The 26,995-nt window shown below is 54.0% G+C and carries 26 protein-coding genes and 1 tRNA gene; 23 read left to right on the forward strand and 4 right to left on the reverse strand.

What is annotated here, in order from left to right; translation table 11 throughout:
• Positions 1-2: 2 nt before the first annotated feature.
• The 3 genes from L2W58_RS00730 to L2W58_RS00740 all read left to right on the forward strand — a co-directional run bounded on the left by L2W58_RS00730 (position 3) and on the right by L2W58_RS00740 (position 3,517).
• Positions 3-1,793 carry a primosomal protein N' family DNA-binding protein gene (locus L2W58_RS00730; protein WP_236101043.1) on the forward strand — a complete coding sequence of 597 codons (1,791 nt, stop codon included), beginning with the start codon at positions 3-5 and terminating at the stop codon, positions 1,791-1,793.
• A 10-nt stretch (positions 1,794-1,803) separates the two neighbouring features.
• On the forward strand, positions 1,804-3,138 hold the full coding sequence (gene der, locus L2W58_RS00735) for a ribosome biogenesis GTPase Der (RefSeq protein ID WP_236101045.1): 1,335 nt from the start codon (positions 1,804-1,806) through the stop codon (positions 3,136-3,138).
• Between the two features lie 103 nt (positions 3,139-3,241).
• Positions 3,242-3,517: an HU family DNA-binding protein gene (locus L2W58_RS00740; RefSeq protein WP_236101046.1), complete on the forward strand. Its 276-nt coding sequence runs from the start codon at positions 3,242-3,244 to the stop codon at positions 3,515-3,517.
• Positions 3,518-3,581: 64 nt separating this feature from the next.
• Here L2W58_RS00740 and rsmA read toward each other — a convergent pair whose 3' ends face one another.
• The 3 genes from rsmA to nifJ form a co-directional block, all read right to left on the reverse strand.
• Positions 3,582-4,388, reverse strand: a complete 807-nt coding sequence (rsmA, locus tag L2W58_RS00745) for a 16S rRNA (adenine(1518)-N(6)/adenine(1519)-N(6))-dimethyltransferase RsmA (RefSeq protein WP_236101047.1) — start codon at positions 4,386-4,388, stop codon at positions 3,582-3,584.
• Positions 4,389-4,453: 65 nt separating this feature from the next.
• A tRNA-Pro gene (locus tag L2W58_RS00750) sits at positions 4,454-4,531 on the reverse strand.
• A 118-nt stretch (positions 4,532-4,649) separates the two neighbouring features.
• Positions 4,650-8,174, reverse strand: coding sequence for a pyruvate:ferredoxin (flavodoxin) oxidoreductase (gene nifJ / locus L2W58_RS00755; protein ID WP_236101048.1), 3,525 nt, complete (start codon positions 8,172-8,174; stop codon positions 4,650-4,652).
• A gap of 281 nt (positions 8,175-8,455) precedes the next feature.
• On the opposite strand from nifJ, the gene trmB reads away from it, so the two are divergent.
• The 3 genes from trmB to coaD are packed head-to-tail and all read left to right on the forward strand — an operon-like array spanning position 8,456 to position 10,398.
• Positions 8,456-9,382, forward strand: coding sequence for a tRNA (guanosine(46)-N7)-methyltransferase TrmB (gene trmB / locus L2W58_RS00760; protein ID WP_236101049.1), 927 nt, complete (start codon positions 8,456-8,458; stop codon positions 9,380-9,382).
• Positions 9,379-9,876 carry an RsmD family RNA methyltransferase gene (locus L2W58_RS00765; RefSeq protein ID WP_236101050.1) on the forward strand — a complete coding sequence of 166 codons (498 nt, stop codon included), beginning with the start codon at positions 9,379-9,381 and terminating at the stop codon, positions 9,874-9,876. Before trmB ends, L2W58_RS00765 begins: the two co-directional genes overlap by 4 nt.
• A 12-nt stretch (positions 9,877-9,888) precedes the next feature.
• Positions 9,889-10,398, forward strand: coding sequence for a pantetheine-phosphate adenylyltransferase (gene coaD, locus L2W58_RS00770; RefSeq protein ID WP_236101051.1), 510 nt, complete (start codon positions 9,889-9,891; stop codon positions 10,396-10,398).
• Here coaD and L2W58_RS00775 read toward each other — a convergent pair.
• A complete protein-coding gene (locus L2W58_RS00775) occupies positions 10,388-11,587 on the reverse strand; it encodes a tRNA(Met) cytidine acetate ligase (RefSeq protein WP_236101052.1) in 1,200 nt (399 codons plus the stop codon). The genes coaD and L2W58_RS00775 overlap by 11 nt on opposite strands.
• A gap of 82 nt (positions 11,588-11,669) precedes the next feature.
• Between L2W58_RS00775 and L2W58_RS00780 the strand changes: the two genes are divergently transcribed.
• The 17 genes from L2W58_RS00780 to L2W58_RS00855 all read left to right on the forward strand — a co-directional run bounded on the left by L2W58_RS00780 (position 11,670) and on the right by L2W58_RS00855 (position 26,977).
• Complete coding sequence (locus L2W58_RS00780) at positions 11,670-12,863, forward strand: acetate/propionate family kinase (protein ID WP_236101053.1); 1,194 nt, start codon at positions 11,670-11,672, stop codon at positions 12,861-12,863.
• Between the two features lie 156 nt (positions 12,864-13,019).
• Positions 13,020-13,478: a YceD family protein gene (locus L2W58_RS13190; RefSeq protein ID WP_420827980.1), complete on the forward strand. Its 459-nt coding sequence runs from the start codon at positions 13,020-13,022 to the stop codon at positions 13,476-13,478.
• On the forward strand, positions 13,435-13,632 hold the full coding sequence (rpmF, locus tag L2W58_RS00785) for a 50S ribosomal protein L32 (RefSeq protein ID WP_236098722.1): 198 nt from the start codon (positions 13,435-13,437) through the stop codon (positions 13,630-13,632). The genes L2W58_RS13190 and rpmF overlap by 44 nt, the downstream gene beginning before the upstream one ends.
• Before the next feature lie 147 nt (positions 13,633-13,779).
• Entirely contained in the window at positions 13,780-14,385 is a 606-nt protein-coding gene (gene fapR / locus L2W58_RS00790; RefSeq protein ID WP_236101055.1) for a transcription factor FapR, read from the forward strand.
• The gene (gene plsX, locus L2W58_RS00795; protein WP_236101056.1) at positions 14,369-15,388 is read left to right on the forward strand and encodes a phosphate acyltransferase PlsX; all 1,020 of its coding nucleotides are present in this window, start codon (positions 14,369-14,371) and stop codon (positions 15,386-15,388) included. Before fapR ends, plsX begins: the two co-directional genes overlap by 17 nt.
• On the forward strand, positions 15,388-16,392 hold the full coding sequence (locus L2W58_RS00800; protein WP_236101057.1) for a 3-oxoacyl-ACP synthase III family protein: 1,005 nt from the start codon (positions 15,388-15,390) through the stop codon (positions 16,390-16,392). The genes plsX and L2W58_RS00800 overlap by 1 nt, the downstream gene beginning before the upstream one ends.
• A 10-nt stretch (positions 16,393-16,402) precedes the next feature.
• Entirely contained in the window at positions 16,403-17,347 is a 945-nt protein-coding gene (gene fabK, locus L2W58_RS00805) for an enoyl-[acyl-carrier-protein] reductase FabK (RefSeq protein ID WP_236101058.1), read from the forward strand.
• A 26-nt stretch (positions 17,348-17,373) separates the two neighbouring features.
• The gene (gene fabD / locus L2W58_RS00810) at positions 17,374-18,330 is read left to right on the forward strand and encodes an ACP S-malonyltransferase (RefSeq protein ID WP_236101059.1); all 957 of its coding nucleotides are present in this window, start codon (positions 17,374-17,376) and stop codon (positions 18,328-18,330) included.
• 1 nt (position 18,331) lies between these two features.
• Positions 18,332-19,078 (forward strand): 3-oxoacyl-[acyl-carrier-protein] reductase, encoded by a 747-nt coding sequence (fabG, locus tag L2W58_RS00815; RefSeq protein WP_236101060.1) that lies wholly within the window; start codon positions 18,332-18,334, stop codon positions 19,076-19,078.
• A gap of 32 nt (positions 19,079-19,110) precedes the next feature.
• Complete coding sequence (acpP, locus tag L2W58_RS00820; RefSeq protein ID WP_005662313.1) at positions 19,111-19,362, forward strand: acyl carrier protein; 252 nt, start codon at positions 19,111-19,113, stop codon at positions 19,360-19,362.
• Positions 19,363-19,478: 116 nt separating this feature from the next.
• The gene (gene fabF, locus L2W58_RS00825; RefSeq protein WP_236101061.1) at positions 19,479-20,720 is read left to right on the forward strand and encodes a beta-ketoacyl-ACP synthase II; all 1,242 of its coding nucleotides are present in this window, start codon (positions 19,479-19,481) and stop codon (positions 20,718-20,720) included.
• A 7-nt stretch (positions 20,721-20,727) separates the two neighbouring features.
• On the forward strand, positions 20,728-21,462 hold the full coding sequence (gene rnc / locus L2W58_RS00830) for a ribonuclease III (RefSeq protein ID WP_236101062.1): 735 nt from the start codon (positions 20,728-20,730) through the stop codon (positions 21,460-21,462).
• Between the two features lie 57 nt (positions 21,463-21,519).
• On the forward strand, positions 21,520-22,521 hold the full coding sequence (locus tag L2W58_RS00835) for a TRAP transporter substrate-binding protein (RefSeq protein ID WP_236101063.1): 1,002 nt from the start codon (positions 21,520-21,522) through the stop codon (positions 22,519-22,521).
• A 73-nt stretch (positions 22,522-22,594) separates the two neighbouring features.
• Positions 22,595-23,056, forward strand: coding sequence for a TRAP transporter small permease (locus tag L2W58_RS00840; protein WP_236101065.1), 462 nt, complete (start codon positions 22,595-22,597; stop codon positions 23,054-23,056).
• A 1-nt stretch (position 23,057) separates the two neighbouring features.
• Positions 23,058-24,335 (forward strand): TRAP transporter large permease, encoded by a 1,278-nt coding sequence (locus tag L2W58_RS00845; protein WP_236101067.1) that lies wholly within the window; start codon positions 23,058-23,060, stop codon positions 24,333-24,335.
• Positions 24,336-24,427: 92 nt separating this feature from the next.
• Complete coding sequence (locus tag L2W58_RS00850) at positions 24,428-25,672, forward strand: Zn-dependent hydrolase (protein WP_236101068.1); 1,245 nt, start codon at positions 24,428-24,430, stop codon at positions 25,670-25,672.
• 18 nt (positions 25,673-25,690) lie between these two features.
• On the forward strand, positions 25,691-26,977 hold the full coding sequence (locus L2W58_RS00855; protein ID WP_236101069.1) for a dihydroorotase: 1,287 nt from the start codon (positions 25,691-25,693) through the stop codon (positions 26,975-26,977).
• The last annotated feature ends 18 nt before the right edge of the window (positions 26,978-26,995 follow it).

Below are 26,995 nucleotides of genomic sequence, written 5' to 3' on the forward strand. Positions count from 1 at the left end.
ATGTGACTTGGTTTCCTGAAGTCCTGGTTCCGGGGCCTTGGTGGTCGGGGTTGACCTATCGTCATGATCGACCTTTGGAGTCGGGCGTCAGGGTAAGAGTTCCGATAGGACGAGGATACCGAATAGGTTTCGTCTCTAGGTGCGATGACACTTCCTCCTGGCCGGAGAAAAAGGTAAGGCCGATTATGGAGGTTTTGGATGAATCCTCTACGATACCGGACGTGTCCTGGCGTCTTATGACCTGGGTTGGTCGTTCCTTTCTATGCGGCGTAGGCCAGGCTCTTTCCTCTATGCTGCCGGAACAGATATTGAAGGGAGAGGATCTCTCTCCCTTCATCGATATATCAAAAAAAAAGGAGAAGTCGTCTTTTTCCATGGAGGGTCTTTATCGTTGGTTGGACGACGATCGTCTCAGCCGTTACGAGGAACTTCTGGGAAACGGTAGCACTAGGGCTATTATCTCCTTCCCGGAGCAGATCAGGGCCAAGGCTTTTCTGAAAAGGCTGGAGGACGACGGCATTGTCGGAGGCCTTCTCTGGCCCAATACCGGCGGAAAGAAAAAGATGGAAGCATGGCTTTCCGTCAGGGACGGAAACAGTCGTTTCGTGGTGGGGGGGCCGGGGGTGATGGCCGCCCCTTTTGAACCCGATCTCGTCGTGGTGGAGGACGAGGGTAACGACTCCTATCGTATGCAGCGTCATCCCCGGTTGAACGGCAGAAGTGTATTGACCAGGCTGGCCATGGACTCGGGATCCCGTCTGGTCGTGGGAGGGAGGATTCCGTCCTCCAGGGTGTTCCGAGAGATCCGTCCCGATGAGGAACGGGGACGTCCGGAATCGAGGATCGTTTTTATCGATCTCAACGAGTCAAACAGGGTATCTGTGCCGGGAGCTTCCGACGAGATTCCTCTGGCGGAGGGAACTATGACCAGGACCCTCGATACGATGGAAAACGGCAAGGTTGTCCTTTGGATACTGGATAGAAAGGGATACGTTGGAGACCTGAAATGCGACGATTGCGAACACCCGCTCAGGTGTGACTGTGGGGGGGCATTGAGGCTATTCGGAGGAAGGGGACGGTGCGTACGCTGCGGAAAGACCTTCGATGTTCCGAATAAGTGTCCTAACTGCGGTGGTCCGGTTATAATGGGTAGACGTCCGGGACTTGAGGCCCTCTTGCCGATAGCCCAGGCCATGGTCTCTAAGAAGAGGGTTTTCGTCTGGTCCGCCGACGATCCTAAGAGGACAGTGGATAGACGGAACAGAATAAAGGAGTTATCCTCGGGGGGCTTGGTCGTAGGAACCAGAAAGAGCCTGGAGTTATGTGATATATTGGATGTTGGGTTGGTCTGTTGGCTTGATTCGGATGGAGAGGCCAGAAGATCCGAACACGACGCCAGATACAGCGCCTATACCATGATATCCGAGTCCTGCTGGAGAGGTCCTTCTCCGGAGGGACGACAGGTTGTAGTCCAAAGCAGACGTCCCGGTAAGGGATGGCAGGTATCCCTCCTCTCCGGGTGGACCTCGTTTTGGAGAAGAGAGCTTGTGGAGAGATCTGAACTGGAGCTTCCGCCGTTTCGTTATCTTGTGGAGATCAGGGTGAGCTGCAGGTGCAAGGAAAGACTGATCGAGAAGTTGGTATCGGCGGGGTTGGACGTAATGGACCCCGATCCCTTTCAGGATCTGATATGGGTGGCAGTCAAGCACCTTCACCGGATTTATCTGGCCCTGGAATCAGAGTATGTCATAGGATCCGCCGAATATCCGAAAGTGGTCCTCTGGACCGACTAGGGAGGAAAAGATGGCAATCGTAACCATAGTGGGACGTCCCAATGTAGGGAAGTCCTCGTTGTTCAATAGATTGATAGGGGAGAGAAGGGCTATAGTGGATGACGTTCCAGGAGTAACCAGGGACAGACTCTACGGCCAGGTTGAATGGAGGGGAAACAACTTTTACCTCGTGGATACCGGTGGCCTTTTGCTGAGGGACGAAGACCCCATAATGGAAGGGATGAAGGGGCAGATCCTCCAGGCAATGGAGGAAAGCGACGTCATCCTCCTTTCCGTGGACGGCAGAGAAGGTCTGACATGGATGGACGAGGACATAGCCATGGTGATCAGAAAGGGCGTCCCGAAACCTGTTATCGTCGTCGTAAACAAGTTGGACGACATGAAGTTCGATGAGTTGGTCTACGAAGCCTATGGCCTAGGTTTCAAAGACGTCGTGGGCATAAGCGCCATACACGCCAGAGGTATAGACGATCTTTTGGACAGGGTATGCGAGCTTCTTCCAGAGGACGACAGGTCCTTTGAGGAGGAGGACGAGATAAAGGTCGCCCTGGTTGGCAGACCTAACGTAGGTAAGTCCAGTATTCTCAACAGGCTTCTGGGTGAAAATCGTTCTTTGGTGAGCGACGTTCCCGGAACTACCAGGGACTCCATCGATTCTCTCATGGAGTTGGACGATGGCAGAAAGCTTCGTCTCATAGACACCGCCGGCCTCAGGCGTAAGAGCCGTTTCAAGGATGACATAGAGTATTATTCCTTCGTCAGGACCATGGAAAGCATCGACCGGTCGGATGTCGCCATATTGGTGGTGGATGCGGTTGAGGGGGTCACCGATCAGGACAAGAAGCTCGCTTCTTCCATAGTGGAGAGAGGCAAGGGAATAGTCCTGGTTATGAACAAATGGGATCTTCTCAAGGGCGACGGAGAGAGGATAGGAGATGAAAAAAGGGATTCGGTAAGGGATTCCCTGGTTTTCGTAGACCATGCTCCTCTAGTGTTCTGCTCCGCCTTGACCGGAAGAGGTGTGGGAGCGAAGCTCCTAGACGCAGTATTGGGGGTCTACGATAGGCGTAAGAACAGGTTCGGAACCACTAAGCTGAACGGCTTGTTGCGAGACGTCCTGGCCTTCGAGAGGCTCCCTAGCGATAAAAAGGGGAAGCTTCTTAGGATCTATTACTGTACTCAGGCAGGGGTGGAGCCCCCTATGTTCGTGTTTTTCGTGAACGACAGAAATATAGTTACCAGGTCTTTCGAAAATCACATGATTAATCAAATCAGAAGACTGGGTGACTACGACGGGGTACCTATACGCCTTTTTTGGCGTAATAGTGACGGAAAAAGGCGCTGAGGCTTGACCACGACTGGCTGAGCTGATAAAAATAGCAGGGAGGACTTAGTTCTTCCCGCGTGTAGGAGTCGTTTTATTTATCCTTTTGAGGAGGTAGTTTGACGTGACCAAAACTGAACTTGTCGAGGCAGTGGCTAAATCTGCGGAACTAAGCAAAAAGGCTGCAGGAGAGGCGGTATCTGCCGTTTTGGAAGCAGTTGAGGAGGCCCTGGTCAAGGGTGAAAAGGTCCAGCTTGTCGGGTTTGGAACCTTCGAGGTGAGAGAGAGAGCGGCTAGAACCGGCAGGAATCCCCAGGATCCCGAGAAGACCATAGAGATTCCCGCCAAGAAGGTCCCTGTGTTCCGTCCTGGGAAAGCACTCAAGGACAGGGTCAACTAGAACATTCCCGGTCACGAAAGAGTGGCATGGTCGAGACGTTCCGTCTCTTCCATGCCACTCTTTTTTAAATCGTCTGTTTTAGGGATTCCACGAACTCCAGCCATTGAGATACCGAAAGGGTTTCGGCTCTCGCTTCCGATGGAATTCCTGATCGGTCCATGAGAGCTAGAATTTCTTCCTTTTTGATCCCGAGGGAGACTAGGTTGTTTGCCAGTTTCTTTCGTCTCTGAGAGAATCCGGCCTTAAGTACCTTTCGCCAGAGGTTGTCTGAGGGCAGATCTCTCCTTCTCTCTATCGTCAGTTCCACCAGAGCGGAGGATACCTTAGGGACAGGTCTGAAGGACCCGGGGGAGACTTTCATGTATGTCTTGGCCGAGCCCATGGCCTCCAGAGTTATCCCCAGAGGATAACGTTCCTTGGTACAGGCCTGTGCGACAAGTCGGTCCGCCGCCTCTTTCTGAACCATCAGTATCATATAGCTTAGGCCGTAGGGAGCCAGTTTCTCCAGTATAGACCATATCAAAGGGGTCGTTACGTGGTAGGGAATGTTTGCCACCACCTTGGACGGAGCCGGCCTAAGTTCTCCGTAGGGAAACTTCACACCGTCTCCCCAGTGGAGGGAAAAACGGTCGTCTCCTTCTATGTCCTGGAGGAAGGGCTCCAGCCTTCTGTCGATCTCTATGGAATGAAGATGGGAACAAGGAGACGATAGTATCTCCCTCGTAAGAACTCCCTGTCCAGGACCTATCTCGAGGATCACGTCGTTCTCCGTTATATGGGCTCTCTCCACCGTTCTTCGGACTATGTCCCTGTTGATCAGAAAATTCTGTCCCAGGCTGGTTTTCGGAGTAAAAGAGGGTGTATCTCTCATAGGATGTTGGACCTCCTGAAATATGAAAAAAACGGGAAGCCTTTACGGCTTCCCGTTGATAATTCTGGTCGGGACGAGAGGATTCGAACCTCCGACCACCTGAACCCCATTCAGGTACGCTAGCCAGGCTGCGCTACGTCCCGCCTCAACGAAGAGCATTATACACGGCCTACACCTTTCGGTCAACTGTCAAAAACGGCGGGAGACCGCTTTTTTACGGCCTCCCGCTTAGAAAAATTGTTCCGAATATATTTTTATGCTTTAGTTCTCGGCCAGCTTCTTGTAGGTCTCGTAGCGCCTCTTGGCGTCCCTCTCAGCGGCCTCGAAAAGCTGTTCCGCCACCTCGGGGAAGGTCTTCGTCAGAGAGGAGTAGCGTACCTCGCTGAGGATGAAGTCCTTGAAGGATGCCTTGGGCTCCTTGGAATCCAAGCTGAAGGGGTTCTTGCCCTCTTCCGCCTCGGGATTGTAGCGGTAAAGATGCCAGTACCCTGCCTCTACGGCCTTCTTTTCCTGATTCTGGCTGCGTCCCATGCCTTCCTTGAGGCCGTGGTTAATGCAGGGGGCGTAGGCGATGATGAGAGAAGGTCCGTCGTATGCTTCGGCCTCGGCCATAGCCTTTACAAGCTGGTTTTTGTCTGCTCCCATGGCCACCTGAGCTACGTAGACGTAGCCGTATGTCATGGCCATGCGTCCCAGGTCCTTCTTGGCTATCTTCTTGCCCGATGCGGCGAACTTGGCTACAGCGGCGGTCGGTGTGGACTTGGAGGACTGTCCGCCCGTGTTTGAGTAGACCTCGGTATCGAAGACCATGACGTTCACGTTCTCACCGGAGGCCAGGACGTGGTCCAGTCCGCCGTAACCGATGTCGTAGGCCCAGCCGTCTCCTCCAAAGATCCAGACGGATTTCTTGACCAAGTAGTCCTCAAGCTCGGCTATGTCGTCCAGCAGAGCGTTGCATTCGGCGCAACCAAGATCTCTGTCGAGTATAGATCTGACCTTTTCGGCGGCTTTCTTGGAGGCCTCTCCGTCGTTATAGGAGGCGAGCCATTCCTGAAGGGCTGCCTTGACGTCTTCGTCTATATCCTTGGCGACCAGGGCCTTTGCCTTCTCTACCAGGCCTCCTACGATGCTCTTGACCGACAGGGCCATTCCGTACCCGTATTCGGCGTTATCCTCGAAGAGGGAGTTAGCCCAAGCGGGACCCTGTCCCTTTGCGTTGGTGCAGTAGGGCATGCTTGGAGCGGATCCGCCCCATATGGAAGAGCATCCCGTGGCGTTGGCGACGATCATCCTGTCACCGAAGAGCTGGGTTATCAGCTTGGCGTAGGGAGTCTCTCCGCATCCGGCGCAGGCTCCGGAGAACTCGAGCAGGGGCTGAGAGAACTGGCTTCCCTTGACAGTCTTTACGTTGACCCTGTCGGACTTATCGCTTACTGCGACGGCGAACTCCCAGTTCTCCGCCTGAGGATCGGTTTGGGTGGCCAGAGGCTTCATCTCCAGCGCCTTGACCGGGCATATGTCGGCGCAGTTGCCGCATCCAAGACAGTCGAGAGGACTGACCTGCATCCTGAACTTGAGACCTTCCAGCTCCTTGCCCTTGGCGTCTAGGACCTCGAAGTTCTTCGGTGCCATAGACATCTCATCCTCGTTAAGAAGGACCGGCCTGATGGCAGCATGAGGACATACCATGGCACACTGGTTGCACTGTATGCACTTGTCCATGATCCACTCGGGAACGTCGACGGCCACGCCTCGTTTTTCGTATGCCGCTGTTCCGCTGGGGAAGCTTCCGTCCTCCCGTCCGATGAAGGCGCTCACAGGAAGCTGGTCGCCCTTCTGGGCGTTCATAGGCTTACAGACTTCCTTGATGAACTCGGGAAGCATGTCATCTCCACTGCAGCAGCAGGCATCCTCTGCGTTTTTCCAGCTGTCGGGGATCTCTATCTTCATGAGACCGTCCGCTCCCTTGTCCACAGCTGTATCGTTCATGGCGACGATCTTATCGCCCTTCTTACCGTAGGTCTTTTTGTTGGCTTCCTTCATATATTTAATGGCGTCCTCGTAGGGGATGACCTTTGCCAGTTTGAAGAAAGCGGACATCATTATCATGTTGATCCTGTTGCCCAGACCGATCTCCTGTCCAAGGTCGATTCCGTTGATCACGTAGAAATCGGCCTCTTTTTCGGCCAGAGCCCTCTTTACGTTGGCCGGAAGATTGGCCTCCAGAGCCTCCATGTCGGTCCACTGGGTGTTGAGAAGGAACGTGCCGTTCTTCCTGAGCCCGTCGAGGACGTCGTAAAGGTGGACGTACTCCTGTTTGTGGCAGGCTATGAAGTCGGCGTCCTTGATGAGGTAGGTCGACTTGATGGGCTTCTTGCCGAAGCGAAGGTGGGATATGGTGACACCTCCGGATTTCTTCGAGTCGTAGGAGAAGTAGCCCTGGGCGTACATATCGGTGTTATCTCCGATGATCTTGATGGCGTTCTTGTTGGCTCCTACAGTGCCGTCCGAACCGAGCCCCCAGAACTTACATCTGATCGTTCCCTCCGGAGCCGCGTTGATCTCTTCTTTGGGCTCAAGGGATAGTCTGGTGACGTCGTCTACGATGCCGATTGTAAAATGGTTTCTGGGCTCGTAGAGCTTGAGGTTATCGAAGACGGTCTTGAGCCAGCTCGGAGTAGTGTCGTTCGAGCCGAGGCCGTAACGTCCACCGACTATGATGGGACGCTCGGGTTTCTCGTTGAAGAGGGCGCATACGTCCTCGTAGAGAGGTTCTCCGAGGGATCCCGGTTCCTTGGTGCGGTCGAGGATGGCGATACGTTTGACCGTAGCGGGAAGCACCTTGAAGAAGTGCTTGGCCGAGAAGGGCCGGTAGAGGTGGACCTTGATGATACCGACCTTTTCCCCTTTGGCCATGAGATAATCCACGGTCTCCTCGGCCGCCTCGGTGGAGGAGCCCATGAGGATGACGACGTTCTCCGCCTCGGGATCTCCGTAGTAGTTGAAGGGGGCGTAGTGACGGCCGGTGAGCTCGCTGATCTGGTTCATGTAGTCCTCTACGATGTCCGGCACGTCGAGATAGAAGCGGTTGGCCGCTTCCTTGGCCTGGAAGTAGATGTCCGGATTCTGGGCGGTTCCCTTGTGATAGGGATGCTCGGGGTTGAGGGCTCTCTCCTTGAAGTCTCTGATGGCGTCCCAGTCGACCATATCGGCCAGATCGTCGTAGTCGAGAACCTCTATCTTCTGTATTTCGTGAGAGGTACGGAAACCGTCGAAGAAGTTGAGGAAGGGGACGCTGGATCTTATGGCGGAGAGGTGGGCTACCGCCGTCAGGTCCATGGTCTCCTGTACGCTGCCGGATGCCAGCATGGCGAACCCTGAAGCACGACAGGCCGTGACGTCGCTGTGATCCCCGAATATGGAGAGAGCGTGACCGGCGACGGCTCTGGCGCTTACGTCGAACACTCCTGGAAGCAGCTCTCCTGCGATCTTGTACATGTTGGGAAGCATGAGCAGAAGCCCCTGTGAAGCGGTAAAAGTGCTTGTAAGGGATCCTGCGGAGAGAGAACCATGGACGGCTCCGGATGCGCCTGCTTCGGACTGAAGCTCTGCTAGCTCGACGGTTCTTCCGAATATGTTCTTTCTGCCGTGTGCTGCCCACTCGTCCACGTATTCGGCCATGGGAGACGACGGAGTTATCGGATAGATAGCCGCCACCTCGGTGAACGCATAGGAAACATGGGCCGCAGCCGTGTTCCCATCCATAGTTTTCCACTGCTTTGCCATAAAATTACCCCCTCTTGATATGGTGAAGAATAAGAATTATCTTGTATACCCCATACAACCTATCATAGCACCGCCGTCTTGAAATGAAAAGCGTTTGCGATAAGAGGCTGAATTATACACCATACAGGCTACTCTCCTCCTGATTATACCAACGAGAGTTAAAGAGTCAAAGCAAATCGTCGACGATCGGGTTATAAGGTATAATGACGAACTGTCCTGTCCGACCTGGAAATGGCTACGACAGGGGTACTTGTATTTTTTTGTTGGAGGTTTTTATGGTCATGAAAAGACAGGATGTCCTATTGGAGCCGTCTGTATCGGGAGTGCCAGTTGATCCGGAGCAAGGTGGCAGAAAGATGGTGGAGATCGGCTTCGGAAACGGGGAGTTTCTTACGCACCTGGCCGAGTTGAACCCCGATACGACAATCTATGGATTGGAGATCTCTATGACCTGCGTCGGCAAGGCGGTAAAAAGGGCCATCAGGGAGGGGCGTGAGAACGTCAGGATAATATGCGGCGATGCCCGATTCCTCCTGAGAGAGTGTTTTGGCGACGAGTCTTTGGACCGAATATATATGAGTTTCCCCTGTCCCTGGCCCAAGGAACGCCATGCCAGAAGGCGGGTCACCCACAGAGGCTTTTCCGACGTGGTGGCGTCGGTTTTACGTATAGGCGGCTGTTTCGAACTGGCCACCGACGAGAAATGGTACGCTGACGAGGTCGCATCCATCTTGGATAGCCATCCCTCTCTTAGTTTGATCTCTTTCGAGGTGAACAAACGAAGGGAGATAACGACGAAATACGAGAGAAAATGGCTGGAACAGGGCAAGGATATATACCTCTTGGTCTTCGAGAAAATCGGTAATTTTACAGTGGATAGGATTGTGGACGGAAGGTGTGACGACATGCACGTAGCCGTGAAATCGGACGAGTTGGATATGGCGGTTTTGAAGGATGAAAAATTGGGTATCTCCGAGGGAGAGGACGGTTTGCACTGGACTTTGGAGAGGATCTACTCCGATTCTAGAAAATCGTGGCTTATTCAGGCGATAACCTCCGACGATGGTTACGAGCAGAAGTTTTACGTGAGGGTAGTGCTCAGGGAAAACGGAGCGTTGGTCAAGGTTGACGGGATCTGTTCTCCTTATCTTACCCCCGCAGTCCGTAGGGCCTTGGATGCGATCGCAGGAAGCATCAATAGATCATGAAGGAGGTTCGTCCCACTACCGGCCTGGTGGTTCAGGCTCTTTTCAATATCCTGGGTAACCTGAATGGGGTAGCCTTTCTGGACCTCTTTTCCGGAACGGGACGGATAGCCTTCGAGGCCTGCAGAAGGGGGGCGGATCCGGTCGTCTCGGTGGAGTTGGTTCGATCCAGGTCAAAGGCCATATGGAAGGCCAATAGCTTCGATTCTCACACCCACATTTCCATGGACGTCAGAAAAGGTTTATCCTGGGTATCTAGAAAGGGTTTCGTCTTCGACGTCGTTTTCGCCGATCCGCCCTACGGAGCCCGATGGAACGAGACTCTTCCGAATTTAATTCTCTCTCGCAGAGAGATACTGAAGGAGGACGGGGTCTTCGTGTTCGAGCATGGCAAGGAGGAGCCCGTAAAGGTCTCTTTCCCCTGGATCCTGAGAGACGAGAGATCTTACGGAAGGTCGGTACTTTCCTTTCTGGAGCTCTATTCGTCGGACTTATAAGGAGGGGTAGTGGTGAGCCATACCATCAGGGCCGTCTATCCGGGGTCCTTCGATCCCATAACGAACGGCCACGTCTACATAGCCGAGAGAGCCGCCGGGTTGTTTGACGAGCTGACGGTATCCATACTTATAAACCCGGAGAAGAGGGCTACTTTCAGCGTCGACGAGAGAAAGACCATGGCGATAGAGGCCCTGTCCCATCTCCCTAACGTCAAGGTAGATTCGTTCACCGGGCTTTTGGTAGATTTCTTGCGACAGGAGCGGAGTCGCATAATAATAAGGGGATTGCGGGCTCTTTCCGATTTCGAGTACGAGTTTCAGCTTGCCCAGATGAACAGACAGCTTGCTCCCGAGATAGAGACTTTATTTATTGTGACCGACGCCAGGTATTCCTATCTGTCGAGCCATGCGGTAAAGGATATCTTTAATTTCGGAGGTCCGGTGCAGGAGATGGTTCCCCCCGGTGTGTATCGTCGTCTCAGAGAGCGGTTTCCCCATTTCGACAAGGAGATTAGACGATGATGGGAGGGGTTATGGCGTCTTTGCCGGGCGCTCCCCCCGGAAGGAGTAGCTCCCAGATGTCACAGCTGCGTCTTTCCATCGACAGCATGGATTTGCCGTAATCCCGATCCAATTGGGCGAATTTAGATATCACCGGAAGGGTGCCTACCTTGTCTATTCTCTTGAGTAGATCTCTTCCTCTTTTGGTAGCTCCCAGTGCCCTCAGATAGGCCGGGCCTTTTTCTTGATATGCCCTGTTCTCCTCATGCCTTAGGCCGACGAGAAAGTGTATCATGTTTCTCTGAAGCCTTCCTCTGGGGTATCTTCTGGACGTGCACCGATCGATGAAGTCATCCCAGCCGGTGGATTTTCCGAAGGCCTTTATAAACCTGTTTTCTATACCCTCCCCGAACTCGGCGTATTTTCCGAGCTCTTCGCTGGAGGTTCTGGTTAGCAGAAAACGGATTTTTTCCCACAGGGTGTCCTTGTCAAGGAAGCATCTTCCTCTCGATATCTCTCTCTTCAGGATTTTACTGCAGAAGGGGGGAACTCTCTGAAAAGCTTTCTCTTCTTTTCCCCTTATGGCCTTTCTTATAGCCGTTGCGCTGGGGAATTCTACGGATATGGAACGATCATGATATTCGCCCCCGATTCTTTTTATGGGAAGAGGGGCTATATCGTACCCTTTTTCCTTTATCCTCATCATGTAGGATATGGCTAGGCTGTTGTTGGGTTGAGAGAGGATCTCTCCGGCGCCGGGTAGCAGGAAATCCACGGCTCTGGCTCTGGATTCCACGTAGGAAAAACCTTCATTTAAAAACTCATGAAGGTTTAACTTGAAAGGTTTAGGTTCCTCCACTAAAATAGCCACGATGTCCTGGAATTCAGGAGCAAGGGTCTCCATGCCGAAAGATATGCGGTCGATCACCCCGGTCGATTCAATTATGTCGACGCCGGCGTTTGCGAAAACACCGGCGTTGTGGCATGAAAAGACGACTGGAAGTTCCAGCACTAGGTCCGCTCCGGAGTGCAGGGCCATCTCCGCACGGCTCCACTTATCGATAAACGCTGGTTCCCCCCTTTGGGTGAAGTTGGAGGATAGAACCACTACCACCGGGTCTCCGCTGGAAGATGCCTTCTCGACGTGGTGCAGGTGTCCCATATGAAACGGGTTATATTCGGCGATGATACCGATCGCTTTTTTACACATCGAAATGCCCCCTTCGGAGTTTCCGTTCGGGGATAACATTATGCCATGCAATGCAAAATGGTCAAGGAGGCTTATAGGCGATATGAAAGTTCTGGTTATCAACTGCGGTAGTTCTTCACTCAAATATCAGCTTTTCGATATGGAGACCGAAAACGCTCTCGCCAAGGGATTGGTGGAGAGGATCGGTATAGAGGGCTCCAGGATCAAACATACCAAGGCAGGGCAGGACGCCGTGGTTACCGAGACCGCTATACCGGATCACAAGGTTGCGGTGAAGCTCGTGCTGGACGCTCTTCTCGACGGGGAGCACGGAGTGCTTTCCAGCCTGGACGAGCTCAGCGCCGTGGGGCATCGAGTCGTTCATGCCGGAGAAAAGTTTGCCTGTTCCGTCCGTCTGGATGACGCGGTCATGGCTGCGCTCAAGGAGTGTATCCCTCTGGCCCCTCTGCACAACCCGGCCAACATCACCGGCATAGAGGCTATCACCTCGGTGCTTCCCGACGTTCCTCAGGTTGGGGTTTTCGATACGGCCTTCCACCAGACTATGCCCAAGCACGCCTATATGTACGGTGTGCCTTATCGTTATTACGAGGACTACAAGGTCCGTCGCTACGGCTTCCACGGCACCAGTCACTTCTTCGTGGCCAACCGCTGCGCTGAGATCATGGAGCGTCCCATCGAAGAACTCAAGATCATCACCTGCCACCTCGGGAACGGCAGCTCCATCACCGCCGTCAAGGACGGAATCTGCGTCGATACGTCCATGGGATTCACCCCTCTTGCTGGGGTTCTCATGGGGACCCGCTGCGGTGATATCGATCCATCCATAGTCAAATTCATCGCCGATAAGGAAGGATCTGTGGACAAGGCCGACACGATCCTCAACAAAGAGAGCGGGGTTCATGGCGTTTCCGGTATCAGCAGCGACCTTAGAGATATCGAGGATGGCATGGAGAGGGGAGACGAAAGGGCTACCTTGACCTTTGAGATGCTTTCCTACAGTATAACTAAGTACATAGGTGCCTACGCCGCCGCCATGGGAGGCGTGGACGCCATAGTGTTCACCGCCGGTATCGGAGAGAACTGCAAGGCCATAAGAGAGACCGTCACCGAGAGCCTAGGTTTCCTGGGCGCCTCGGTGGACAAGAGCAAGAACGATTTCAGAGGCGAGGAAAGGGTCATCAGCTCCGACGACTCTAAAGTCAAGGTCATGGTGATACCCACCAACGAGGAACTCGTTATAGCGAAAGACACCAAAAAACTGGTGTCCTGTTAACCCAAGGAGGCGGTCCTTTTGGTTTTCCGCGATAGCCCACCGGAGAGTTGGCGTTTCTTTGTGGATGTTCCGGAAGAACCGCTTCTGCCCTCCGAGAAAAGATGGTCTCTGGATTTTCAGGATCTCATAAAGCTCGGGGGTGGTACCTATCGGTGCGTGTCCCCCGTCGAAATTTCGGCTAGGACGGTACGGAACGATGGAGCGGTCAGGATATCTCTCCAGCTCTCTTTTAGGGTTGAAACGGAATGTTCTCGTTGTCTCTCTTCTCTGGAGGTTGCAATAGACGAGAATTTCGAGTATTGTTATGTGTCGCAGCCCGACGAAGAAGAGACGGAGGATGTCGAACTTGACGAGGTGATAAAATCGTTACCTCAGATCGGAAAAACCATCGACATCTCCGGTGACCTTTGGGAGTGTTTCGTCGTCTCCATGCCCCTTTATCCGGTTTGTCCCGAGGGGTGTGATCCGATTGGGCCGAGCACTACGAGGAAAGAGGGAGAGGCGGCGGATCCCCGATTCCAAATTTTAGCCGATACATTCGGCAGCTCTTCAGGTAAAGGAGGGAAAATCGATGGCAACTCCAAAGTCAAGGGTATCTCATCGCAGGACTCATAACAGGAAGGCTCAGTGGCTTGGACGTCTCGAGACGCCAGGTCTGACGGCCTGTCCTCACTGTGGCGAGACTATCCAGAACTACCATGCCTGTCCCGAGTGCGGTTATTACAGAGGCCGTAAGGCTATCGAGGTCGCAGCGGACAAGGAAGCCTAACAAAGAGGCGAAGATAAAAAGAGGGGGCGGGATTTTCCCGTCCCCTCTTTTTTATGAGGTTCGCTCTTGACCGGCAGGGTAAAAATTCCTATACTTGCCTGGTATTCAAATCTGATGTTAGGACCAAGTGATAAGGGAGGGGGCGCCGTGGCACGTTCGATAAACCGTAAGATGCGACACGAACGGCTGTCTCAGCTCATAAGACAGAATCCTCTTTTGTCCGACGAAGAGCTGGCCTTGGCTTTGGATGTCAGCGTAAGCACCGTTCGTCTCGATAGAACCCTTCTGGGGGTTCCGGAACTCAGAGAGAGAACCAGACGGATGGCGGAGCAGGCTACTAGCAAGTTGAGATCTCTCAAACAGGAGGAGTTCATCGGAGAGCTACTGGAGCTCGAACCGAATCGTTGGGCTCTTTCGGTCCTGAAGACCAGACAGGAGATGGCCTTCAGACACACGGAATATGTCTGGGACCATTACATCTACGCTCAGGCCTCATCTTTGGCCATAGCCGTGGTCGGAGCCGATATGGTCATCGTTGGATCCATCAGAGGTAGATTCAAGGCCCCCGCAAAGGTGGGGGATGTCCTTATGGCAAGGGCCAAGGTGGGTGTCCATAAGGGAAATAAATACATAGTCAGCGTCAGAACCAGGGTCGGCGAGAAAGAAATTTTCGTTGGTCGATATATCGTCGTGGCGCTAGATTCAGAGGCTGAGAGAAAGGTAAGAGGTGAGAGGCTTGATACTGGCGCTTGACGCAATGGGAGGGGACTACGGTCCCGCTGAGAACTGTCTTGGAGCCGTAGAGGCCTGTCGGAAATTTCCCGATCTCGATATAGCCCTGGTGGGTGACAGTGATCGGATAAAAATGGCTGTAGATTCGGTCGAGTCCTCCATAAGGGGTCGTCTGCACATAGTGAGTGCGGAGGAGTCCATATCCATGGACGAATCCCCCGCCAGGGCCATAAGATCTAAAAGACGTTCCAGTCTTCGCTTGGCCATGGAGATGGTCCGTTCCGGTGAGGCCGGAGGATGTATCTCCGCAGGCAATACCGGGGCCATAGTCGCCGGAGGGGTCCTGGTGGTAGGGAGGATATCCGGCATAGATCGTCCTGGGTTGGGCGTGGTCTTGCCCACACTGGAGAAGCCTACTCTTCTGATAGACGTAGGTGCGACCATTAGGTGCAAGCCCCTCAATCTGTCCCAGTTCGCCGTTATGGGATCCTTGTTCATGAAACATATGGTCGGAGTGAACCGACCTGACGTGAGGCTTCTCTCCAACGGTTCCGAGGAGATCAAGGGAGACGAGGTCATATCGGAAGCCAGGACAATGCTTGTGGAAAACTCCCATATCGATTTTGGCGGATATATAGAGGGAAACGGAGTTCCTTTCGGTCATGCCGATGTAGTCGTCTGTGATGGCTTTTCCGGCAACGTTATGTTGAAGTCCTTCGAGGGGCTTGGAGAGCTGGCCCTTAAGATCTTGAAAAACGAGGTTGATAAAAGGATCCTTGCCAAGATGGGGCTCGTGTTCTTTCTTCCGATGCTCAAGGATCTGCAGCATCGGTTCGACTATCAGAAGTTCGGCGGGACGCCTCTTTTGGGCGTCAACGGAGCGGTGATCAAGGCCCACGGTCGTTCCAAGGCCCCCGCCATAACGAGTGCCCTCGGCGTGGCCAGGGATTTTGTGTTGAAAAACGGAGTTAGTAAGATCAAAGAGGAGATAACCGATCTCCTGCCTGGAGAGGAGGACGTTTAATGGCGTTACTTCAGGGACACCCCGTCCGTCTGGTGGCAACCGGGATGGCGGTTCCAGAGAGAGTGATGGATAACGAAGAACTGGCGAGGATGGTCGATACCAGCAACGAATGGATCTTGGAGAGGACCGGCATAAGGGAGCGCAGAATAGCTTCCAAGGACGAAAATGCCAGCGATCTGGCCATCGCTGCCTGTAGACAGGCTATCGATAGATCCGGAGTGGACGTCGAGTCCATAGACATGGTGGTAGTCGCCACCAACTCCCCGGACACCCTTTTCCCCAGCGTAGCTGCCAGGGTACAGGGAGCCATAGGCGCGTCCAAGGCAGGGGCTTTCGACGTCCAGTCCGGATGTACCGGTTCCGTCTATTCCCTATCCGTGGCTTCTTCCGGAATAGCTTCCGGCCTTTGGAACAGGGTGTTGGTGTGCGGTGTAGAGGTTTTATCCAGACTGATAGACTGGGAGGATCGGACCACCTGCGTGCTCTTCGGAGACGGAGCCGGAGCGGTGATACTGGAAGCGGGAGAAAAGGGAGATCCTGGAGTTATAGTTTGCGATATGAAGTCCGACGGGACCAAATGGGACTATATCACCCTTCCTGGAGGGCTGTCCTCCCTCCCTGCCAGCAGCGATACTTTGGCGGAAAAAAAACATTTCGTATCGATGAAGGGTAATGACGTTTTTAAGTTTACCCAGAGAGTTCTTCCAGGATATCTGAAGGACGTATGTTCCGATGCCGGCATATCCCCCTCCGATATCGATCGTTGGATATTTCATCAGGCAAACCTCAGGATCATGGAGGGAGTCCTCAAACGGCTCGGGGTCTCGGATGACAGGGCGATCAATAACCTGGAAAGGTATGGAAATACCTCTGCTGCCTCGGTTTTTCTGGCTCTGAATGAAGCCTACGAGGGTGGACGTATAACCTGTAACAGCGGACAGAAGGTGTTGATTACCAGTTTCGGTGCCGGAATGACCTACGGTGCCTTTATATACGAGGCGTGAGGTGAGAGACATGAGACTTGGTAAAAGGGTTACCGAGCTTCTTGGAATTGACTATCCCGTAGTCCAGGGTGGAATGGCCTGGGTTGCCGAGGCCGAGTTGGCCGCTGCCGTAAGCAACGGTGGAGGGCTCGGTATCGTCGCTGCGGCCAGTATGCCTCCGGAGCTTCTGGACAGGGAGCTTAAAAAGGTTCGCACCCTTACCGATCGTCCTTTCGGGGTCAATATAATGTTGATGTCTCCCACCGCGTCGGATGCCATAGAGGTGGCGGCTGCGAATCGAGTCCCTGTTGCCACCACTGGGGCGGGGAGTCCGGGAAAGGTCTTGGAACGCCTGAAGCCGTTGGGGACGAAGGTAGTTCCGGTGGTGCCTACGACCGCTTTGGCTCGGAGAGTAGAGAGACAGGGAGCCGACGCCGTGATAGTCGAGGGATGCGAAGCTGGAGGCCACATAGGAGAGCTGACCACGATGGTGGCGACTCCTTTGGTGGTAGACGCGGTAGATATACCTGTAATAACCGCCGGAGGAATAGCCGACGGAAGAGGCATGGCCGCAGCCTTTGCCCTCGGAGCCGAGGGAGTTCAGATTGGAACTCGTTTCGTCTGTGCTTCCGAGTGCAGGGTTCACGAAAACTACAAGCTCGCCATCTTAAACGCCAAGGACAGAAGCTCCGCTGTGACGGGACGTCCTACCGGACATCCGGTTAGATGTATAAGAAACAAACTAACCTCCCAGTTTGACCACATGGAGATATCCGGTGCGTCCGTCGAGGATATCGAGGCACTGGGTGCCGGTAAGCTTAGAGCAGCTGTGGTAGATGGGGACGTCGATTTTGGATCGGTCATGGCCGGTCAGATCGCCGCCATGGTATCTAGGATACAGCCGGCGTCCGAGATAATCGAGGAGATATGTAGAGAGGCCGAGGAGGTCCTATCTAGACTGGGATCGACGAAATAACGGTCCTGGAGAGGAGCTGTAGCCGTATGAGTATGAAGAGATTCGCGCTTTTGTTCCCCGGTCAGGGAGCTCAATCCGTCGGAATGGGCAGGGATCTTTACGAGAGTTTTCCCTTGGCTCGCAGGGTTTTCGACGAGGCCGACGAGGCTTTGGGTTTCTCTCTGAGTTCTATCATATTTGAAGGTCCCGAGGAAAAACTGACCTTGACGGAGTTCACCCAGCCAGCGTTGCTTACAGTTAGCGTGGCCATTTTCAGGGCCTTGACCGAGGACAAAGGAATACTTCTTACCCCCGATTTTGTGGCGGGGCACAGCTTGGGAGAGTATTCTGCCTTGGTCGCGTCGGGGACCCTCTCTTTAGCCGACGGCGTCCGGTTGGTCAACGCCAGAGGCCGTCTGATGCAAAAGGCTGTTCCAGAGGGAGAGGGAGCTATGGCTGCGATCCTCGGTTTGGAGGATTCGGATGTTCGGGGTATCTGTTCCCGATTCGACGGAGACAAGGTGTGCGAGGCGGCCAACTTCAACTCTCCTGGTCAGGTCGTGATATCCGGGGATTCCGAATCGGTGGCTAAAGCTATCGAAGCCGCCAAGGAGGCTGGGGCCAAGAGGGCTATCCCCTTGAACGTCAGTGCTCCGTTTCACTGTCGACTGATGACCGACGTGGCGGACGATCTCTCCAGGGAGATGGAACGTTGCGGTTGGTCCGATTCGTCCTATCCCCTGGTCGCGAACGTCTCCGCTTCGCCTGTTACCTCGGTGGAGGATATCAGATCTGGACTTTATCGACAGACCTACAGCCCGGTCCGGTGGGTGGAAAGCATGAAATGTATGTCCGATGCGGGGGTCTCCACCTTCCTAGAGCTCGGTCCTGGAAAGGTCTTGGCGGGGTTGGCGAAGAAATGCGTCAAGGGAAGCAAGACTCTCTCGATAGGTTCCGCCGAGGATTTGGATAAAGTCGTTGACTTTCTCGAGGAGGATAAATAAAATGCCCGAGAACGGCAGAGTTGCCTTGATTACCGGTGGTTCCAGGGGAATAGGAAAAGCCATCGCTCTGGAGCTTGCTTCTAGAGATCTAAGAGTAGTGGTGAACTACAGAAGCTCATCCAAGGCGGCCGACGAGGTAGTAAAAACCATATCCGACCTGGGAGGAGAGGCTATAGCCGTCAGAGCCGATGTTTCCGATCCCGATCAGGTAAAGGAGCTCTTCAAGATAGTCTCTACAGAGTTCGGTTCAGTGGATATACTGGTGAACAACGCCGGAATAACCAGAGACGGCCTCCTCATGAGGATGAAGGAATCCGATTGGGACGCAGTCATAGACGGAAACCTTAAGTCCGCATATCTTTGTTCCAAAGAAGGAGTCAAGGGAATGGCGAAAGGACGCTGGGGGCGTATAGTGAACATGGCCTCGGTGGTTGGACTTATAGGCAACCCTGGACAGGCTAATTATTGTGCCTCGAAGGCGGGTATAATAGGCTTGACCAAGAGCATAGCAAGAGAGTACGCTCAGAGAGGAATAACGGTCAACGCCGTGGCTCCCGGATTCATCGCCACCGATATGACCGATGTCCTTCCGGAGTCGGTGAAAGAGGAAATGTTGAAATCCGTGCCAGCCGGTCGTGCCGGGACAGTCGAGGACGTCGCCAAGGCGGTGGCTTTCCTGGTCTCGGAAGATGCCTCGTATATCAATGGTCAGGTCATAGCCGTCGATGGCGGAATGACCATGGTTTGATCCTGAATTTGACGAAGGGAGGTGACGTTGCCATGAAGAGAGATGAAGTACTTGCCCGCCTTAAGGAGATCATCATAGATCGTCTTGATGTGGAGGAGGAGCAGATTAAACCCGAGGCCTCCTTTGTCGAGGACCTGGGGGCTGACTCCCTCGACATCGTCGAGCTCATCATGGGAATCGAGGAGGAGTTCGACATCGAGATCCCCGATGAGGACGCGGAGAAACTCACCAGTGTCGGTGAAGCTATCGACTACGCCAGCAACAAGCTCGGAATCGAGGGGTAGAATACTCCCTTTTTCGATCCGGAGAGGGGCGGTCGACCGCCCCTCTCGCTCAAATCATGGCGAGGCAAGAGTTAGAGTGTCGTGAACTCCCCTGCGCCGTAAGGAGTGGACATCCTTTGAAAGACAGACGAGTCGTTATCACCGGGCTAGGGGTCGTCAGTCCCATAGCCAATGGTAGAGAGGCATATTGGCAGGCTCTTAAAGAGGGAAAAAACGGCGTTGGCGCTATAACGTGCTTCGATGCCTCGGAGTTCTCGGTTCAGGTCGGAGCGGAGGTAAAGGATTTTGATCCGACCCAGTGGCTTCCCAAGAAGGAGGCTAAAAGGGCCGACAGGGTCATCCAGTTCGCCGTGGCTGCTTCGGATATGGCCATGGAAGATGCCGGTCTCAAAGCGGAGGACCTTGACTCCAATAGATTCGGCGTTTATATCGGTTCCGGACAGGGTGGAATCGAAACCTGTTTCGATAGTTTCCAGACGATGATGACCAAGGGACCCAAGAGGGTCAGTCCTTTCTTCATCCCCATGATGATAGGAAATATGTCCGCCGCATACGTGGCCATCAGGCATCAGGCCAAAGGTCCAAATATGTGCGTCGTGACCGCTTGTGCTACCTCGATACACAGTATCGGAGAGGCTACCAGGACTATAGAGAGAGGCGACGCGGACGTCATGCTCTGTGGCGGAACCGAGGCCGCCCTTCGCTCTATCTGCGTGGCAGGTTTCGCAGCCATGAAGGCTCTCTCCACGAGAAACGACGAGCCCGAGAGGGCAAGCCGTCCTTTCGACAAGGACAGGGACGGTTTCGTCATCGGAGAGGGTGCGGGGGTTCTGGTCCTGGAGACCCTCGAGAGCGCCAAGGCCAGAGGGGCCCATATCTATGGCGAGGTAGTCGGCTACGGTTCTACCTGCGATGCTGGCCATATAACAGCCCCGGATCCGGAGGGGAAAGGAGCCTCAAGGGCTATGAAGATAGCTATAGACCAGGCCGGTTGGTCCGTCGACCAGGTCGATCTGATAAACGCTCACGGAACCTCGACCCCCCTCAACGACAAGGTCGAGTCCATCGCCATAAGAAACCTGTTCGGCGAGGCCGCCGATCGTGTCATGATCAACTCCACTAAGTCCATGATAGGTCATTGCCTCGGAGCGGCGGGAGCTCTAGAGACAGTAGCTGCCCTTCAGTCCGTGGAGGAAGGTATCGTACATCCGACCCTTAACCTCGACGAGAAGGATCCGGATTGCGACGTAAACGTCATAACCGAGACTACCGAGGCCAAGGTGGACAGGTTCTTGGTCAACAGCTTCGGTTTCGGCGGACACAACGGCGTCCTGGCTATCCAGCGTTTCATCGATTGATATTCTCATGTACGGACGGAAATGGGAAAGAAGTCTTTCTCTGATTCAGGACCGTCTGGGATACAGCTTCACCGATATAGAACTGCTCCGTGAAGCCCTGACTCATTCGTCCTACGCCCATGAGTCAGGGCTTCGTTCTTGGAACGAGAGATTGGAGTTCCTGGGAGATGCGGTTCTGGAGTTGGCTACCTCGACGAGACTTTTCAGGGCGATGAAGGATATGGACGAAGGGGGACTGACCAGGCTCAGGGCACGGTTGGTCCGTAAGGAAGCTCTTTTGACGTGGGCGGAGGCATTGAGTCTCTCGGGAGTTCTCAGGGTCAACCGGGGTCTAAGAAAAAAGGGGGAGGGTGGCGATCTCTCCTCCATGCATGCCGACGCCATAGAGGCCATCTTCGGAGCCGTCTATATGGACGGAGGTTTCGATATGGCGGAATCGGTGGTGAACCGCTATCTGGATTTTATGTTTGAAAGAGGGGATTATCTTCAGGACGGAAACTCGTCCATCGACCCCAAGTCGGAACTTCAACAGATCCTACAGATAAGGGGAGAGCCATTGCCGGAGTACAGGATCATTTCCCGTGAGGGACCTCCTCATAGTCCCAGATTCGAGGTGGAACTGTATGTATCGGAGGTCCTCCTGAGCAGGGGAAGAGGAAGATCGATAAAAGAAGCGGAGGTCCAAGCGGCTCGAGATGCGTTATCTTTGGTGCGATCGGTTGCAAAAGAGTTGCCTCGCTGATATAATCCTCGAATTCGAGGTCTCCTGGACTCAATCTATGTGATGGAGGTATAGACAATGAGACGTTTGATAACGGCACTTTTCGTTTGTTCCATAGTGATCGCCTCTACGGCGGCTTTTGCGGCCGACTATCCGAAGATGACGATACGCCTGAGCCACAATCAGCCGACGGGAAGCCCGGAGGATATAGGCGCAGAGACCTTCAAGGCCATCGTGGAGGATCGATCGGGCGGAAAGATGGAGGTTCAGATATTTCCCTCCATGCAGATGGGGTCCATGAGAGAGCAGACCGAGTCCGCCCAGATGGGGACCCTAGACATAACCATACAGCCCGTCTCTGTGCTGACCCCTTTCGTGGAGGAGCTTCAGATAATAGATTTCCCCTTTCTATGGCCTTCCACCGATGAACTCTATCGGGTGATGGACGGACCGGTCGGGCAGCGCTTCTACGAATTCACCGAGCCCAAAGGGCTGGTCTCTTTAGGGCTTTGGGCCTCCGGTTTTAAGCAATTCACTACAAAGGGTATCGATATCCACGTTCCGGAGGACTTCAAGGGAGTCAAGATGAGGGTCATGCCATCTCCCCTCCTGATCGCCCAGTATAAAACCTGGGGAGCCAACCCCATCCCCATAGAGTATGCCGAGCTTTATAATGCCCTTCAGCAGGGAATTGTCGACGGGCAGGAAAACCCGATCCAGACGATAGCGATGAACAAGCTCTACGAGGTCCAAGACAGATTGATATTGAGCAACCATGGTTTTCTGGCCTATATCTTCGTGGTCAACAAGGGCTGGTTCGACGGTCTTCCCGACGACGCCAGAGAGCTTGTACTGCAGGCGGAGAAAGAGGCCAGGCTTGCTGAGAGAGGGGCCCAGGCCAAGAAGGAAGCGGAATACCTGGACGAGATAAAGAGCTCCGGAATATCCGTCACGGAGCTGACCGACGAGGAATACGAGGCCTTTTCGAAGAAGAGCCGCTCTGTCCACGACCAGTTCGCAAGCACCGATGCCATGAAAGAGCTTCTCTCCGCCTGTTACGACGAGTTGGGGAAGAACTGATCGGATCTTAGGATCTTTTCGGGGCTGGAGGGATTCCTCTCGCCCCTTTTTTTAACCTCGGGGGATGGATATGATGAGGATTTTGGATCGTCTGGAGGAGGGTTTTTGCGCCATGGCCCTGTTGGCGACGGCTTTGATACTTTTCGTCAACGTCACCTTGCGCTACGTCTTCAGCGCCAGTACCAGCTGGGCGGAAGAGCTTATAAAGTATCTGATGATATGGATAACCTTCGTGGGAGGAAGCCTGTGCGTGAGAAGAGGAGCCCACATAAGGATGGATTTCCTGCTCGGAAAACTTTCTCCCAAGAGTAGAGGGGTGGTCGACAGGGTTATCTACCTGGTTTCCGCCGTATTTTGCGGCTTCCTGGCCGCCTATGGGGTGCAGATAGTTTCTTTCAATTTCAGGTCAGGGCAGGTGTCCCCGGCTCTGGAGGTACCTATGTGGATCGTCTACTCCGCCATTCCCATAGGATCGGGACTTATGACGTTGCGTTTTCTACAGCGGATGGCAACGCCCTCGGAAGGGGTGAACTGACTTGACCACTGTCTTGATATGCACCCTCCTGGCGGCACTCTTCGGCAGTGTCCCCATCTTCATAGCCCTGAACGGTGCCGTTTTGATATGCGTGCTTCTCTTCACCCATATGCCTCCTATGGTTATCGTACAGAAGGCCTTCGGTGGAATAGACAAGTTCGCTCTCATGTCCATGCCTTTTTTCATCTTCGCAGCGAACGTTATGGACGTGGGCGGACTGTCGAGGCGTATCCTCGACTGGACCAGGAGCATGGTAGGTAGCACCAGAGGCGGTCTGGCCTACACCACCCAGGCTACCTGTATGGTTTTTGGGGCCCTTTGCGGATCCAGCCCCGCCACAGTAGTGGCCATGGGGAAGCTGCTGTATCCCGAGCTGGTCAGGGAAAATTACCCTAAAGGCTTTTCCGTAGGGTTGATAACGTCGGCGGGGTCGGTTGCACTGATAATTCCTCCCAGCATAACCCTGATAATATATGCGGCCGCCACCGGTACCTCGGTGGGGTCTCTCTTCATGGCCGGAATCAGCGCCGGTGTCGTCTACGGACTTGCGAGTATAATCTATATCTGGTTTTTCTCCCGCTCTCATAATCTGGCCTTGTCCGCTCCCTCAAGCCGAAGGGAGATATGGGAAAAGAGCAAACAGGCCGTCTGGTCCCTTATGGTCCCGGTCATAATTCTAGGCGGAATATACATGGGCATATTCACCCCCACCGAGGCGGCGGGTATCTCTGTCGTGTACGCCCTTTTCGTGGGGATATTCATATACAGGGAGATAACTCTCAAAGGTCTATACGACGTATGCCTCAGCTCGGCGATTACCTGCGCTCAGGTCCTTATTCTGGTGGCTGCGGCTCAGACCTTTGGGTGGTTTCTGACAGTCGTCCGAATTCCTCAGGCTATAACCTCCGTGGTCGTCTCTAACGTGACGTCCCCCTGGATGTTTCTGGGAATAGTAAACGCCGTCTTGCTGGTGGTAGGGATGTTCATGGAGGGTATAGCCGCGATAATAATACTTGCCCCTCTGTTTTTTCCTATAGCCATGAAGATGGGAATAGATCCCCTTCACCTTGGTATAGTCATGGTGGCTAATCTCTCCATAGGGAACTTCACCCCTCCCTTCGGATTGAACCTCTTCGTCGCCAGCGGAGTTACGGGGCTTTCCATGTCGGAGATAATACCAGCGGTGATGCGGTTCATCCTGGTGAGTCTGGCGGGGGTGTTGATCATAACCTACATTCCGGCTATCTCCACTTTTCTTCCAAAACTAGTCTATCCTTGACGGTCTCCCCTCGTCGTACCGAAGCCCCCTTTTCCTGAGGGGGCTTTGTGCTATGCTAAAAGCCTATTCATAGATGGGAAGGGGCTGTTCTTATGCAGTCGGGGTTTAATCTTTGTCTCGATGCGGTCAGAAGGATAAACTCTCATGGCAGATCCGAGACAGGAGGGGTCTCCCGCATCGCATATACCGAGGAAGACCGTCTGGCAAGGGAGACATTGGTGGAGATAATGCACGAGACCGGTTTTCAGGTCGAGATAGACGAGGTGGGTAACATAAAGGGGACCCGTTGGGGGAGCCGTCCCAGCGCCCCTCCTATAGCAGTAGGTTCCCATATAGACACCGTGCCCGATGGAGGCGAGTTCGACGGTATCCTGGGAGTAGCGGCAGGACTGGGCGCCGTCCTCGACGTGGCGGAACGCTGTCCGGACCACGTCAACCCTCTTCAGGTGATAGTCTTTTCCGGTGAGGAATCCAGCCGTTTCGGGGTGTCGAACGTTGGCAGCAAGGCCGTTACGGGATATGTGTCCCTCAAGGATTTCTTCGATCACAGAGACGACCAGGGGATATCGATCTTCAAGGCTCTTAGAGACTTCGGCCTCTCTCCCGAAAAGGCAGATCGTTCCAGGATTTTGCCCTCGGACATGAAGGCTTTTTTCGAGCTCCACATCGAACAGGGACCGTTTCTGGACCAAACCGGCATAGACGTGGGAGTCGTGGAGGCCATCGCCGCCCCAACCAGGCTATCCCTGGAGATCCTCGGGGAATCGGCCCATTCGGGAGCCTGTCCCATGGATATGAGAAAGGATGCCCTGGCGGCGTCCTCCGAGATAGTTCTGGCGGTGGAAAAATTGGCCAAGGAGGAGTCGGCCTTCAAGACCGTCGGAACGGTCGGAGATTGTAAGGTATTCCCGGGTGTCATGAACGTGGTTCCCGGTAGATGTTCCCTTAAGGTGGACATCAGGGGTATAGACGGAAAAAGCATAGGTCGGGTTTTCGACGGACTTTTGAAGGAGATAGAGAGGATCTCCGCCTCTCGTAACGTGGAGATAAAGAAAAAGATTTTTTCGAGGGGAGATCCGGTGGTCCTGGATGGACGTTTGAGAAGGCTTCTGGGGCAGGTATGTGAGGATATGGAGATCGGATGGACCGATATGCCGAGCGGAGCGGGGCACGATGCAATGTACGTTGCGTCGGTTATACCTACTGCAATGGTATTCGTCCCCTGTGTGGGAGGGATAAGCCACAGTTCGGAGGAAAAGGTGGAGATTGGTCGTATCCGTCCGGGCTACAGGGTTCTCGCAGAGGCGTTATATCGTCTGGTGGCGAAAGATCGATAGTTGGGAGGCGTGTTTTAGATGATACGTTTGTTTTCAGGGGCTAGAGTGATCGATCCCCGTCAGGGATTGGACGATATATCGGACATATTGGTGAGAGACGGAAAGATCGCAGCGGTAGGCAAGGATCTGGCCTCGACGTTGGGACGAGACGTGGAGAAGGTGGACCTGAGAGGCTACGTCGTAGTGCCTGGCCTCATAGATCCTCACGTCCATTTCAGGGACCCCGGCCAGGAACATAAAGAGACCGTCATCTCCGGTTGTGCCTCTGCCGCTGCCGGAGGCTACACCTCGGTCATAGCCATGGCAAATACATCTCCCGCTGTGGATTCGGTGGAGACCCTCAACTACGTTCTGGAGAAAGGGAAGGGGGGCCCCGTCCGGTTTTGCTCCGTAGGGTCTGTGACTTTGGGACTGAGGGGGGAGGAGCTATCCCCGATGGATAGTCTGGCCGAGGCCGGCGCGGTGGCTTTCTCCGACGACGGCTTTTCTATCGTGGACTCGGAGGTCATGTACAGGGCTTTCGAAAAGGTCGCCGAACTGGGGCTTCCCATATCGGTTCACTGCGAGGACCCTCATCTATGGGGAGACAGGACGATGAATCGGGGAGCTTTGTCGGATGCCTTGAAGGTGAAGGGCGTTCCCAAGGTGGCGGAGGAGGTCATGATCCAGAGGGATATTCTTTTGGCCTCCAAGACGAAGGCCAAGGTCCACATACAGCATGTCAGCACCGCTTTAGGGGTCGAGATGATACGTCGGGCCAAGGAGGACGGCATAGAGGTCACAGCCGAGGCGACCCCTCACCATCTAATCTTGACCGAGGAAGTCGTTCCCGTTCACGGATCTCAGGCCAAGATGAGCCCCCCTCTGAGAGAGGCCATGGACGTGGAGGCCTTGAGAGATGGTCTCAGGCTGGGGATTATAGACGTCATAGCGACGGATCACGCTCCCCACTCCGAAGAGGAAAAGGGCAGAGGGCTTCTGGAATCGCCTAACGGAATAGTAGGTCTTGAGACTGCTGTTCCCATGATCTTGACCGAGCTTGTCGGCAAGGGGCATCTTTCGATAAATCGAATGGTGGAGGCCATGTCCTGCGCTCCCGCCGGGATATTCGGCCTTCCCGGAGGTTCCCTGAAGCCTGGCTGTGTGGCGGATATGACTGTGTTGGACCTGGAGGCGAGATGGACGATAGACGCCGATCGTTTCGAGTCCAAAGGAAGAAACACCCCCTTCGACGGATCTCCGGTTGTGGGGGCGGTTATAGGGACAGTTTTAGAAGGTTTGATGCAACCGGTTGCAAATAAATAGCGTAACTGCTATAATGCC

The organism is Dethiosulfovibrio faecalis (assembly GCF_021568795.1).
In the GTDB taxonomy this organism is placed as follows: Bacteria; Synergistota; Synergistia; order Synergistales; family Dethiosulfovibrionaceae; genus Dethiosulfovibrio; species Dethiosulfovibrio faecalis.

Coding starts and splice junctions, on each gene's coding strand:
- der (WP_236101045.1), top strand. CDS start 1,804: ATGGCAATCGTAACCATAGTGGGACGTCCCAATGTAGGGAAGTCCTCG.
- rsmA (WP_236101047.1), bottom strand. CDS start 4,388: ATGAGAGATACACCCTCTTTTACTCCGAAAACCAGCCTGGGACAGAAT.
- nifJ (WP_236101048.1), bottom strand. CDS start 8,174: ATGGCAAAGCAGTGGAAAACTATGGATGGGAACACGGCTGCGGCCCAT.
- trmB (WP_236101049.1), top strand. CDS start 8,456: ATGAAAAGACAGGATGTCCTATTGGAGCCGTCTGTATCGGGAGTGCCA.
- L2W58_RS00765 (WP_236101050.1), top strand. CDS start 9,379: ATGAAGGAGGTTCGTCCCACTACCGGCCTGGTGGTTCAGGCTCTTTTC.
- L2W58_RS00775 (WP_236101052.1), bottom strand. CDS start 11,587: ATGTGTAAAAAAGCGATCGGTATCATCGCCGAATATAACCCGTTTCAT.
- L2W58_RS00780 (WP_236101053.1), top strand. CDS start 11,670: ATGAAAGTTCTGGTTATCAACTGCGGTAGTTCTTCACTCAAATATCAG.
- rpmF (WP_236098722.1), top strand. CDS start 13,435: ATGGCAACTCCAAAGTCAAGGGTATCTCATCGCAGGACTCATAACAGG.
- L2W58_RS00800 (WP_236101057.1), top strand. CDS start 15,388: ATGGCGTTACTTCAGGGACACCCCGTCCGTCTGGTGGCAACCGGGATG.
- fabK (WP_236101058.1), top strand. CDS start 16,403: ATGAGACTTGGTAAAAGGGTTACCGAGCTTCTTGGAATTGACTATCCC.
- fabD (WP_236101059.1), top strand. CDS start 17,374: ATGAGTATGAAGAGATTCGCGCTTTTGTTCCCCGGTCAGGGAGCTCAA.
- fabG (WP_236101060.1), top strand. CDS start 18,332: ATGCCCGAGAACGGCAGAGTTGCCTTGATTACCGGTGGTTCCAGGGGA.
- acpP (WP_005662313.1), top strand. CDS start 19,111: ATGAAGAGAGATGAAGTACTTGCCCGCCTTAAGGAGATCATCATAGAT.
- rnc (WP_236101062.1), top strand. CDS start 20,728: ATGTACGGACGGAAATGGGAAAGAAGTCTTTCTCTGATTCAGGACCGT.
- L2W58_RS00835 (WP_236101063.1), top strand. CDS start 21,520: ATGAGACGTTTGATAACGGCACTTTTCGTTTGTTCCATAGTGATCGCC.
- L2W58_RS00840 (WP_236101065.1), top strand. CDS start 22,595: ATGAGGATTTTGGATCGTCTGGAGGAGGGTTTTTGCGCCATGGCCCTG.
- L2W58_RS00850 (WP_236101068.1), top strand. CDS start 24,428: ATGCAGTCGGGGTTTAATCTTTGTCTCGATGCGGTCAGAAGGATAAAC.
- L2W58_RS00855 (WP_236101069.1), top strand. CDS start 25,691: ATGATACGTTTGTTTTCAGGGGCTAGAGTGATCGATCCCCGTCAGGGA.